The sequence below is a fragment of the Labrys sp. Lb11 genome (genome assembly GCF_057554225.1).
In genome coordinates this window covers 856,396-867,757 of the sequence record NZ_BAAJOT010000004.1, presented here as the reverse complement: position 1 = coordinate 867,757, position 11,362 = coordinate 856,396, and the positions used below count along the sequence as shown (strand labels likewise).

Below are 11,362 nucleotides of genomic sequence, written 5' to 3'. Positions count from 1 at the left end.
CTCCGTTCCTGGCCAGAACGCCTTCAGGGCGTCACCTTGAACTCGACCCGCCGGTCGAAAGCGTAGAGGTCGTCCTGGCTGTAGCGGGTGCGGTCGTCGGCGGCGAAGGGTTCGCTCTTGCCCAGGCCCTCGGTCTCGATGGCGCAGTCGATGCCCTTCCGGCGCAGCATCGCGGCGACGGTCTCGGCCCGGGCGAGCGACAGGCGGTTGTTGTAGGCATCCGTGCCGCGTTCGTCGGTGTGGCCGATCAGCACGACGGCCTTGGGCTTCTGGCCCTTGAGATAGTTGTAGAGGTCGTCGACCGCCTTCTCGCCGTCCTCGGTCAGATCGGCTTCGTCGGTGGCAAAGCGGATCGGTACCGGCACGGCCACCGCGGTGAAGTTGCGGAAGGTCGGCACCATCACACCGGCCGCCTCGCCGCGGAAGCCGCGCGAGGCGATGTAGGTCGGGGCCAGCGACTTGGCCTGGTAGGCGCGCTTGGCCAGATATTCCTCCACCTCCCGCGGCGGCGCCGCGGGCACCAGCCGGACATTGCGGATCTCGTTGATCGCCGCCTCATAGGCTTCGGCCGCGGCCTTGTAGTCCTTGCCGTCATATTTCAGGTCGCCAAGCGCCATCGACACCTGCCAGGGGCGGGCGATGGCGGCGGCATCGGCAACGGCGCCGGGGGCGAAGCTGCCGTCCGGCTTCTGGCCGGCCTCGAGCATGGTAAGCGCGATCGAACGACGCGCATCCTGCACATAGCCGCCGTCGCAGGTCGCTTCGGTGGAGATGCGATCGGCGAGCGCCGGGAGCCTGGCCGTATCGCCCGCGGCAATCGCCGCCTTCACCGCCTGATCGAGGCTGCGGCAGTCGGCGATCGCGGGAACAGCCGCCGCGAGGTGAACCCCCGCGGCGGCCAGGAGGAGGTGCCAGATGCGCATCACGCCCTCACTGCACCTGGATGACGATGGCGGTGGAGGCGACCGTCTCCCTGGAGCTGGCCGGAGCCGCGCTGCCCGCCTTGTCGCTGGTCACCGCCGCCAGCTTGGCGTTCTGGGCGTCCTTCCTGGCGTCGGCATCGAGCCCGGCGGCCTCCTTGCGGATGTCGTTGGCTTCGACGACGATGGAACGCGTGACCTGCTTCTCGAAGTTCGGGATCTGGGCAAAGGTCTGCTTGGCCGGGTCGATCTGGTAGCCGAAGGCCTCGCGGGTCGAGCCGTTGACGCGGCAGACCGCCACCACCCGCTCCTTGCCGATATCCGGCAGCTTGAACTTGAAGGGCGATCCCGGCCCGCCGAGCACCACCGCCTGGCCCGCCTTCACGGCATTGTCCGCCTGGAACTTGTTGGGGAAGATGATGGTGCCGACCCCGTCCTTGGAGACGTTGACCACGAAGAGGCTGCAGTCGCGGCTGGCGACCGCCGTGAACACCGCCGCCTGGTTCTGGTTGTAGACCGTGTTGTCCGCGGTCAGGCGCAGCTCGAAGGTGCCGCCCGGCGACGGGGGCGTGATCACGGGAGCGACCTGCGCGCCGCCGGCCAGGTTCGACACGTCCACGACGCTGTCGTCGGTCGCCGTCTCGACGAACTTGATGAACAGGGTCTCGAACTGGTCGCGCGGCACGATGCCCTGCTCGAGCCGGCGCATCAGGTCGATGGCCTCGGCGCCGCCCTGGATGAAGGCTTCCTTGAAGGCGTCCGGCGCGTAGCCGTACTCGGCGGCGGCGCGGCGCAGCGACAGGTCGTCCTCGTAGCGCTTGAACAGGGCGTTGGTCATCTCCACGCCGTTCAGCTTCAGCGTCGGGTCGAGGCCGGCCCGCTTCACGGCCGAATTGAAGCGCTGGAAATCGTCCTCGATCAGGGCGTCCATCTTGTCGGTCTCGGGATAGAGCCCCTCGACCGTATCGCGCACGTCCTTGGAGAAGGACTTGTTGGCCACCACGGAGCGGCGCACCTCGTCCTTGGCCTTGCGCATGCCCTGGTCGTGGCAGCCCATGCAGGAGATGCCGTTGGTGACGGACAGATCGCGGCGCGTCGGGTCACGAACGATCTGGGTCGGCCCCTTGTCGAGCCGGGTGCCGTCGGACTTGTTGAGGTAATAGGCCTGGAAACCGTTGGGCAGGGAGAAGATGCTCTCGCCGCCGTCATGGTGGAAGCCGTTGGCGATGCCGTCCTGCTCGGGACCGAGCGGGTGCAGGAACAGGCTCTGCTTGCCCCTCGAGCCGGAGAAGTCGTACGAGGTCCAGAAATAGCCGGTCGAGATCGGATGACGCTCGATCAGGCGGTTGTTCTGCGACACGCCGGACTTCTGGAAGCCGGAGCGCTGCGCCACGAAGTTCCTGATGTTGGCGTCCAGGTCGACGCCGAGCTTGGCGGTCAGGCCCGGGAAGGTCTCGGGCAGCTCCAGGAGCTTGTCGTAGAGCGGCGGCTGCGAGGCGGTGAAGGTGAACCAGTCGGCCCGCACGTAAGGCAGCACCGCATTGGTCTGCTGGGCGGTGAAGTCGAACATCTTGGCGTCCGGCTTCGTCGCATAGGGATAGTTGGCCAGCACCGTGTTCCAGTCGGCCTCGGTCCAGCCGAGATCCTCCAGGTTGAAGGCGACGACGGTCTTGGCCGGGTCGACGGTCTCCAGCCTGACCACGTCGGAGCGGCGGGAGAAGCCGTTGAGCAGCTTGACCACCCCCTGGCGATAGACGTTCATCGCCTCGTCGGAGTCGCAGGAATTGTAGATGTTGGCGAGCGTCAGGTAGCGCCGCCCCTTGACGCGATGGTCGGGCTGGCTCTGCAGGTCGGCGGCTATGGCGTTGACGACGTCGTCCTCCGACACGAACTTGCGGGTGGCGCAGGCCGCCGCTTCCTGGTCGCCGGTCGACTTGATCCAGGCGCGCAGCGCCTCGATGTCGGCGGCCGTCACCTCGGGTTTCGACGTGTCGAACTCGTAGTAGACGTCGTAGGGCATCTCCTTGTTGATGATCTGCTGGAACAGCTTGGAGCCTTCCGGATTGCCGGCCTGGATCAGGTGCGGGTTGGCGGCGAGCTGGTCGAGCTTGAGGATGTCGCCGAAATTCTTGGCCGGCTTCTCGCGCGTGGTCAGCATGCCCGCCTCATGGCAACGCGAGCAGTGCTTTTCCAGCACGTCGAACGCCGCCTTGGTGACGGGGTCGGTCGGGATCGTGATGTCCGGCGGAATCGCCGGGCCACCGGCTGCGGCCGGCGCCGGGGCGGGAGCCGGCGGCGGGGCAGGCTCGGCTGCGGCGGGTTCCGGCTCGGGTGGTGGCGCGGGCTCGGGGGCGGCAGCGGCGGGGGCGGGGGCGGCCGGCGGCGGAGCCGGGACCGGTTCGGCTTCCGCAGCCGGAGGCGGTGGGGCAGCGGGCGGCGGGGCGGCAGCGGCCGGTGGCGGAGCGGGCTCGTCCGGCTCGGCCGCGGCGGCGGGCGGCGGCGCTTCCACAGCCGGTTCGGCTGCGGCGGGCGCAGGGGCGCCGGCCTTGGCGGGCGTATCGGGAGCCGGGGCGACCGGCACGAGGGTGGCCGGCGGCTTGGACTCCGCGGCGAGCGCGGGAAGCGCAAGGACGGACGCGCTCGCGGAGAGCGACGCCGCGACCAGCAGGCCCGCGATGCGGAATTGGTTGCGATACTTCATGGCGGTCTCCTGGCGAACGGGCTTCGCCTCAGGGAATGATCTCATAGGGAAGCGTCGCGAGCGAGCGTCCCACCGGCTTGGTGTTCTCCTGGACCGCCTCGGCGCCCGCCGGGGTGGCGAGGCTCTGGGCAAGCTCGGGCAGAACACTCGCGTTCACCTCGTCCTGCGGGATCACCTGGATCTGGCGCGTGACGAACTTCCGCGACAGTTTCAGAGGATCGGCCGCAACCAGGGCCAGGACAGTGCCTTTGGTCACAGAGGTCGCGTCGAAGCGCACCCCGTAGGATGGATCGGGCACCGTGACCGGCCGGCCGGCGAGAATGCGGCCATCCTTGGCGTGCCTGTCGGAGATGGCGTTGGGGAAGAGCTGCACGACCTCGCCCTCGTCGGACACCGAGAGGAGGATGAGAAAACCGTCATGGCCGGAGGTGACGCGGAAGCGGATGTCCGGTGTGCCGAGCTTGACCGGGGAGGCCGGGATCTGCTCCAGCCGGACATCGTCGGCCGGGCCGGCGCCGAGCAGGTCCATCACCTTCTCCGGCGTGACCTTGCCGGTGTTGATCCGGTCACCCGCCTCGACCGTCTCGGCGCCGGCCGCGGCCAGCAGGGGATTGCGGGCGGCGACCTTGACGGCCGCCCCCTCCCCTTCGAGCTCCGGCGTGACGCCCATCTCGCAGCGGCCGGCGTGCCGGCCGCAATAGTCGGCCGAACGGCCGCGAACATAGTCGAGAAGCTCCTGGTTGGAGATCACGCCGTTCCTGTTCTTGTCGGCCAGCCCCTGCTCGATGCCATCGGCGAAGGCGGTGGTGAACAGGCCGCGATAGGTCGGGGCACCATCCTCGTCGATCAGGGCGACCTGGCTCGGCGAGACCGCGGTCCAGACGACGAGATCGACGCCGGCCGGCGGCGGGGCCGGATCGGCGGCGGCCTGCTTCTCCTCGGCAACGGCCGCTTCGACCACGATGGAACGGGTCGTGCCCTTGAGTTGCGGCGTGCGGGCTGCCGGGTTGCCGCCGGGAGCCTGGGCCTCGACGGCGATGGCGCGGGTGACCGTGCCGGAATGGGAGGAATCGATCACCGCCGTCACCTGGCGGCCGGCGAGGGCGGCGAAGGCGGCCCTCATCTCGTCCTCGCCGAGCATGCCGGCGAAGCTCGGGGGCGAGCCCCCCTTCGGGGCGGCGTCGAAGGGCAGGACGGTGCGTAGCGTCCCGCCGCCCTTGCGGTCGAAATAGCCCTGCCCGGCATAGTAGAAGAAGGCCCGCTCGCCCGGCCGGGTCTGCCCGAGCCAGGACTTGAGGCCGTCCAGCACCGCGGCCCTGGTCGCCGCCCCGTCGCGCAGGACCTTGATCTCCGCGTCCTTGTAGCCGAGCGGACCGGCAAGCAGCTTGCGCATGCGCTCGGCGTCGGCGGCCGAAGCTCCGGGAAGCTGGAAGGTCAGCTGTGGATCGCGATAGGTGTCGATGGCGACGATCAGGGCGCGATCGGCCCAGGCAGGCGTGGACAGCCCAAGGAGGACGGCAACGGCCGCCGCCGCGCGGATGGTCATCGGCCTCATCCTCCGCCGCTGGTGAAGACGTCGGCGATGCCGACGGATACGGCCTGGCCGGACAGCGCGTTCCTCAGCACGTCCGGCAGGTCGGCGGCCGCCTGCGGGTCGGTCAGCCCCTTGAGCGCCGCGTGCAGCTCGTCGAGCGGCTGGTCCGACATGACGGCGATCAGGTGCTCGGAGCCGAAGGGCGGGTCCTTGACCTGCAGGGGCAGCGAGAAGGCCTTGCGGCGCCAGTCCTCGCCGCGCTCGGCCGGAGACATGGGATAGAGGAACTCGACCTTGCCGTTCGGCGGCAGGTTGAACAGGGTCATGAACGGATGCGGCGACTGGCCGAGGGCGACGGTCAGCTTCTCGCCGCGCCGATAGGTGCGCGGACCGCTGGTGACGTCGAAGGACACGACGCCGCGGGCGGAGGCCTTGAGGACGGCGATGGCCCGCCATTTGGCGACGATGCCGGGCAGGCCCGAAGGGTCGACATTCTCGGCGACGACGCCGGCGACACGCTTTTCCACGGTGCGGGCAGCGACGTCGTAGACGAGGTCGGCCGCGCCCTCGTCGGCGACGACCGCCGCGCCCTGCACCGCGGCCGGCCCCTGGCCGCCGCGATAGGCGAGCAGCAGCGGCATGTCTCCCGGCGGCACGATCACCGGCGAGGCCGGCGCCCCGCCTGCCGCCGCACCGAGCACGGCGAGGTCCCGGCTCACCGGCGGGAAGGATTGCGACACCTGCTGGCTGTCGCTCTTCTGCTGCACCGTGGCGCGGACGAAGGCGACCAGCTCCTTTTCGGTGGTGACGCCGTCGCCGTCGGCGTCCGCGGCCCCCTCGAGCGCCCGGGCGAAGGCATAGGACAGCGCCCCGCGCGACTGGCCGTCGATCTGCACTTCCGGCACGAGGCGCTCGTCGGAGACGCCGGCGAGGAAGGTGACGTCGTCGTTCGGGCCGATTCTCTCCGAGACGTCCGGCGCGGGCGGCGCGAACTTCAGCAGCTCGGTCCGGTCGATCTTCAGCTTCGGTGCGGCACGGTAGCTCACGCCCAGGGACACCGAGCGGTACATGGTGCCGGAATGGCAGGCGTCGGCGACGAAGATGACGTGCACCTTCTTGGCCGCAGCCTGCTGCAGCCATTCGGCGACGTCGTTGTCGACGATCCGCTCGGCCAGACCGGGGCCGTCGAGCGTGTAGTTGGCCAGCGGAAAATTCTCGTCCAGGCCGTCCGGCTCGTCCGGATCGTTGGGCTTGGCCGGCTCCTGGGTGCCATGGCCGGCATAGGTGACGATCAGCGTGTCGCCGGCCTTGGCCTCGGCGAGCAGGCCGTCCCAGGCAGCGAAAACATTGGCCTTGGTCGCTTGCTTGTCGGTGATCAGCACGGTACGGGCCGTACCGATCTTGTCGAGGGCACCGGCAATGTCCTTGGCGTCGTTGACGGCGCCGTGCAGCGCCGGGATCGGCGCGTCATAGGCGTCGATGCCGATCACCAGGGCGTAGCGGGCGGCAAGGGCCTCGCTCGGAAGAGCCAACGCCAGCGCGGCGGCGCCGGCGAGAAGCCGTCCGGCCCCGCGGGGCCGGCATTGCGGGAGCTTGCGGGCTGCCCGCATCGGCGATCCGTTCGTCCGCGTCACGTTCGAAGCTCCGTTGGATGCGATCCTTCGACTGTCACCGCCCCGACGAGCGAGAACCGGGCCGCGAGACTCGCGCGCCGTCCGCCGTGCCGCCGTCCGCCGGCGCTATTTCGCCTTCGGCGCCTTGCCCGGCCGCGGCGGCAGCGCGGCGATATAGGTCGCCATCGCCTGCCGGTCGTCGTCCGTGAGCCGGCTGGTGTTCTCGATCACCTCCCGCATGCTGCCGCCGGCCGAATCGAACTCCGGCGTCATGCCGGTCTTCAGGAACTCGGCGATGTCGGCCGCCGTCCAGGTCGCCAGGCCGTCGGCATGCGGGGTGATGTTGGGCACCCAGCCCTTGCCTTCGGGATCGGGCCCGCCGGCAAAGCGCTCGCCGGCGACGATACCCCCGAGCGCGTTCCGCGGGCTGTGACATTCGGCACAGTGCCCCGGCCCCTCGACGAGATAGGCGCCGCGATTCCAGGCCGCGTCCTTGGTGGTGTCGGGCATGAAGGGCTTCTGGTCGACGAAGAGAAGCTTCCAGCCGCCGAGCAGGCGACGGATGTCGAAGGGGAAGGGAATATCGTGCGGCTTGGACGGCGTCGCCACCGCCGGCAGCGTCTTCAGATAGGCATGGAGGTCGCGCACGTCCTCCAGCTTCATGCGCTGATAGGACGTGTAGGGCAGCGAGGGATAGAGGTGCTCGCCCACCCGCCCGACGCCGCGCTGCACCGCGTTGACGAAGTCGATCTCGCTCCAGGCGCCGATGCCGTTCTGCGGATCGGAGGAGATGTTGGGCGCGTAGAAGGTGCCGAAGGGCGAGGCCAGGGCCAGGCCGCCGGCGAGCTGGGCGCGGTCCTTCTGGCCCGGCGTCTGGTGGCAGGCGGCACAGCCGCCGATGGTGAATATGGTCTCGCCATTGGCGAGATTGGGCGTATAGCCGCTCGCCAGGGCCGAGGCGGGCATGGTCGAGGGCATGGTCACCACGTAGAAGACGCCGAGGCCGATCACACCGAGCACGGCAAGAACCGCAAGGATTTTCTTCATGCTTCAACCATGACGTGCGAGGGCGTGGGCCGATACGGACGGGCCGCCTTCCAAACGACAAGCGCGCCGGGGACGTGATCCGGCGCGCCGAAGGTGCCGCAAGGCGGGGTCAACCCTTCTTGATGCGGAACGTGCCGTGGCAGGCGCCGCAATGACCGGTGATGGTCTTGAAGGCTGCGGCGAAGCTGGCGGTGTCGGTGGCCGATTCGGCCGCCTTGGCGTCGGCGCCGAACTTGACGAACTCGGCCTTGAAGCCCGCCATGTCCTCCCAGATCTTCGGCGCGGCGGTGGTGTCGCCGCCGGACTTCGAATCATCGGGGAACAGGGTCGGCGCCTTGGCGGCGGCATTCTGGTAGACGGCCAGGATCTCCTTGACCTTGGCGGCATCGAACGGCGTCTCGCCCTTGGCGATGGCTGTCCCCGTCTTGGTCGCGGCTGCGACGCCCTTCATCAAGGCCTGGCGGTCCTCGATCGGCCCGGCGAAGGCGATCGTGGCGCCGAACGCGACAAACAGGGCGGCGGCGGCGAAACGTTTCATGTGGGCATCTCCGTGAATGACGTCGGGGCAGGATTGCAGCGTGTTTTGCATCAACTCGCAAGAGCCTTCCTTGCAAGTATTCCAGACAGGAATGCGACAGGGTGCCGGGCGCAAATCACGCTTTCGGGATCGGACGGCCGGCGCAGCGCCTTGCTTGCGGGCCGATGAACCACGGCACGCATGGTTAAGCCATGGTTCATCATCGCATCGTAGGTTAACGACGATGAGTTCCCGTGTTCCAGGCGTAACCATGCGTACCGCGTTGTTCCCGCGTCTCTTCCTCGCCCTCGGCATCGCCGCGGCCCTGGTCCCGGCGGCCCGCGCCGAGGACACCTATCCCGCCTTCACGCCCGATACGGCCGGGCAGACCGGGCGCGCCCTCGCCCGATACCGGCAGATCGCCGACGAGGGCGGCTGGCCGGCCCTGCCTCCGGACACCGCCGGCCTCAAGCTCGGCTCGAAGGGGCCGGCCGTCGCCAAGCTCAAGGAACGCCTTGCCGTCACCGGCGACCTCGACGAAGCGGAGTCGACCGGCGACGCGTTCGACGAGGCGACGCGCCTGGCGCTGATCCGCTTCCAGGACCGGCATGGCCTCAGCCTCACCGGCAGCGTCGGCCGCCTCACCCTGGCGGCGCTCGCCGTGCCGGTGGATGTGCGCATCAATCAGCTCAGCTCGACGCTGGCGCGCCTGCAATATGACCGCTTTCCGTTCGGCAAGCGCTATGTCGTCGTCAACATCGCCGGAGCCGCGGCGGAAGCCGTCGAGGACGGCGCGGTGGTGCGCCGCTTCACGGCCGTCGTCGGCCGCAAGGACCGGCCCTCGCCCGTGGTCGCCACGCGCATCACGGCCGTGAAGATGCTGCCCGACTGGACCGTGCCGGAGACGCTGATCCGCGAGGACATCATGCCGAAGATGCGGCAGAACCCAGGCTTCCTCGCCGCCTCGCACATGCGCGTCCTCAGCTGGAAGGGCGCCGAGCTCGACCCCGCCGCCATCGACTGGAGCGGCGCCACGCCGATCAACTTCATGATCCGGCAGGATCCGGGCCCCGACAATTCGCTGGGCTTCCTCAAGCTGGAAATGCCCAACAACCACGCCGTCTACATGCACGACACGCCGCATCGCGAGCTGTTCCGCAACGACGTGCGCTTCAACTCCTCCGGCTGCACCCGCATCGCCGGCGTCCAGGACCTCGCCGCCTGGCTGATGCAGGGCACGGAATGGACCGATGCGGCGATCCAGGCGCAGATCGATTCGGGCGAGCCCAAGACCGTGCCGCTGCCCAGGCCCGTGCCGGTCGCCTGGGTCTATTTCACCGCCTGGGGCACGCCCGACGGCCGGGTGCAGTTCCGCACGGACATCTATGGCCTCGACACGCCGGAGGGCGTGGCGCAGTCCAGCGTCTATGGCCCGGCGAAACCCAAGGACGCCCCGGCGACGGCCAAGGCCGAGCCTCCGGCCTCCAAGCCGGTCAAGGTGGCGCAGTCCCGCCAGGAGATCACGCGATAGGGCAAAGGAACGCGGTGGCGGCGACCGGCGGTCGCGGGGGCAAAACCCCTCTCCCGGAGGGAGAAGAGTTCCCCACGCTGCTCTACGGGCGGCTGTTCCGCTCCAGGCGGTCGATGGCCTGGACGTTGGCGGCGGAGGGTCCGTTCGGGTCGAAGCTGGAGGCCAGGTAGGTGTCGACGATGGCCTTGGCCAGCTCGGGACCGATCACCCGCGCGCCCATGGTGATGATCTGGGCGTTGTTGGACTTGGCCGCCCGCTCGGCCGAATAGGTGTCGTGGGTCAGCGCCGCGCGGATGCCAGGCACCTTGTTGGCGGCGATGCACACGCCGATGCCGGTGCCGCAGAACAGGATGCCGCGGGTGTCGCCGGCCTCCCCCACCGCCTGCGCCGCGCGGCCCGCCATGTCGGCGTAGAAGCCGGACTGGCTCAGATCCGTCACCTCCAGCCCCGGCTTGCCGGCCAGATGCGCCGCGATCACGTCCAGAAGCGGCTTGCCCGCGCTGTCGGCACCCAGAACGATCTTCATGCCTGCTCCTCCTTGCGTTGCGCCGCGTCCGCGACGATCCCGGCGATCTCGGCCAGCCCCTCGCCCGTCCAGGCCGCACGCCCGACGAACAGGCCGTCGACATCGGGCTGGGCGATCAGTTCCGGCCCGTTGCGCTGCGTGACCGAGCCGCCATAGATGATGCGGGTGGCGCCGGCCGCCGCCTCGCCATAGCGCCGGGCAAGATGCCGGCGCAGCGTCCCGTGGCGCTCCGCCGCGTAGTCGGGGGAGGCCGCCTCGGCCGCACCGATGGCCCAGCGCGGCTCATAGGCCAGCACCACGGCAGGCACCCGCTCCGCCGGCACGTCCGCCAGCGCGGTCTCGACCTGTCCGGCCAGCACGGCGTCGCTGCGGCCGTCGCGCTTGTCCTCGCCCGTCTCGCCCAGGCACAGGATCGGCGTCAGGCCATGGGCGAGCGCGGTGTTGAGCTTGCGGCGGACGAGGTCGTAGGTCTCGCCGAAATGCGCCAGGCGCTCGGAATGGGCGAGCGCCACATAGCGACAGCCCGCCTCGACCAGCATCGGCGCCGAGATCTCGCCAGTCCAGGCGCCCTCCGCATCCCAGTGCATGTTCTGGCCGCCGTGACCGACGGGCAGGCCGGCAAACGCCTCGCGCGCCGCATGCAGGGCGGTGAAGGGCGGCAGGACGAAGAGGTCGAGCCGCTCGGAGGCGGCCGGCGTCAACCCCGCCGCCAGCGCCTTCGCATAGCGGGCGGTGTCGGCCACGCTGTGGTTCATCTTCCAGCCGGTCCCGGCCATCAGGCGACGCTTCATCGCAAACCCGTCACTCTGGAATGAGATTGTTTCGTTCTTTTGTATCAGTTTTCAAATTTTGCAACAGCGCCTTTGCCGCAGGCGGCCTCGTCCCGCCCGCAAGCACCGCGAGATCGGGACTCCTATCGGAGCCATTCCGGAGATTCGGATTGAAATCCAGAGGGTTGGCGGCTGCTGCGGCC

Annotated in this window: 9 protein-coding genes; 1 reads left to right on the top strand and 8 read right to left on the bottom strand. The window is 69.4% G+C overall.

Annotated elements, in window-relative coordinates; translation table 11 throughout:
• Positions 1–23: 23 nt before the first annotated feature.
• From AC27L4_RS18560 to AC27L4_RS18535, 6 genes are all read right to left on the bottom strand, one after another.
• Complete coding sequence (locus tag AC27L4_RS18560; RefSeq protein WP_487143772.1) at positions 24–923, bottom strand: OmpA family protein; 900 nt, start codon at positions 921–923, stop codon at positions 24–26.
• A 7-nt stretch (positions 924–930) separates the two neighbouring features.
• Complete coding sequence (locus tag AC27L4_RS18555) at positions 931–3,621, bottom strand: DUF4384 domain-containing protein (protein WP_487143771.1); 2,691 nt, start codon at positions 3,619–3,621, stop codon at positions 931–933.
• A gap of 28 nt (positions 3,622–3,649) precedes the next feature.
• Positions 3,650–5,167, bottom strand: coding sequence for a caspase family protein (locus AC27L4_RS18550; RefSeq protein WP_487143770.1), 1,518 nt, complete (start codon positions 5,165–5,167; stop codon positions 3,650–3,652).
• A 5-nt stretch (positions 5,168–5,172) separates the two neighbouring features.
• Positions 5,173–6,789: a caspase family protein gene (locus AC27L4_RS18545; RefSeq protein WP_487143769.1), complete on the bottom strand. Its 1,617-nt coding sequence runs from the start codon at positions 6,787–6,789 to the stop codon at positions 5,173–5,175.
• A 105-nt stretch (positions 6,790–6,894) separates the two neighbouring features.
• A complete protein-coding gene (locus AC27L4_RS18540; RefSeq protein WP_487143767.1) occupies positions 6,895–7,815 on the bottom strand; it encodes a c-type cytochrome in 921 nt (306 codons plus the stop codon).
• A 109-nt stretch (positions 7,816–7,924) separates the two neighbouring features.
• Entirely contained in the window at positions 7,925–8,353 is a 429-nt protein-coding gene (locus tag AC27L4_RS18535; protein ID WP_487143765.1) for a c-type cytochrome, read from the bottom strand.
• 250 nt (positions 8,354–8,603) lie between these two features.
• On the opposite strand from AC27L4_RS18535, the gene AC27L4_RS18530 reads away from it, so the two are divergent.
• Positions 8,604–9,863 (top strand): L,D-transpeptidase family protein, encoded by a 1,260-nt coding sequence (locus AC27L4_RS18530; RefSeq protein WP_487143763.1) that lies wholly within the window; start codon positions 8,604–8,606, stop codon positions 9,861–9,863.
• 82 nt (positions 9,864–9,945) lie between these two features.
• Here AC27L4_RS18530 and AC27L4_RS18525 read toward each other — a convergent pair whose 3' ends face one another.
• Positions 9,946–10,389 (bottom strand): RpiB/LacA/LacB family sugar-phosphate isomerase, encoded by a 444-nt coding sequence (locus AC27L4_RS18525; RefSeq protein WP_487143762.1) that lies wholly within the window; start codon positions 10,387–10,389, stop codon positions 9,946–9,948.
• The gene (gene tpiA / locus AC27L4_RS18520) at positions 10,386–11,180 is read right to left on the bottom strand and encodes a triose-phosphate isomerase (protein WP_487143760.1); all 795 of its coding nucleotides are present in this window, start codon (positions 11,178–11,180) and stop codon (positions 10,386–10,388) included. The genes AC27L4_RS18525 and tpiA overlap by 4 nt, the downstream gene beginning before the upstream one ends.
• Positions 11,181–11,362: the final 182 nt, after the last annotated feature.

What these genes read in the sequence shown, in the direction of transcription:
- AC27L4_RS18535 (WP_487143765.1), bottom strand. Translation starts at nt 8,353, where the DNA reads ATGAAACGTTTCGCCGCCGCCGCCCTGTTTGTCGCGTTCGGCGCCACG.
- AC27L4_RS18525 (WP_487143762.1), bottom strand. Translation starts at nt 10,389, where the DNA reads ATGAAGATCGTTCTGGGTGCCGACAGCGCGGGCAAGCCGCTTCTGGAC.
- tpiA (WP_487143760.1), bottom strand. Translation starts at nt 11,180, where the DNA reads ATGAAGCGTCGCCTGATGGCCGGGACCGGCTGGAAGATGAACCACAGC.
- AC27L4_RS18530 (WP_487143763.1), top strand. Translation starts at nt 8,604, where the DNA reads ATGCGTACCGCGTTGTTCCCGCGTCTCTTCCTCGCCCTCGGCATCGCC.
- AC27L4_RS18560 (WP_487143772.1), bottom strand. Translation starts at nt 923, where the DNA reads ATGCGCATCTGGCACCTCCTCCTGGCCGCCGCGGGGGTTCACCTCGCG.
- AC27L4_RS18550 (WP_487143770.1), bottom strand. Translation starts at nt 5,167, where the DNA reads ATGACCATCCGCGCGGCGGCGGCCGTTGCCGTCCTCCTTGGGCTGTCC.
- AC27L4_RS18555 (WP_487143771.1), bottom strand. Translation starts at nt 3,621, where the DNA reads ATGAAGTATCGCAACCAATTCCGCATCGCGGGCCTGCTGGTCGCGGCG.
- AC27L4_RS18540 (WP_487143767.1), bottom strand. Translation starts at nt 7,815, where the DNA reads ATGAAGAAAATCCTTGCGGTTCTTGCCGTGCTCGGTGTGATCGGCCTC.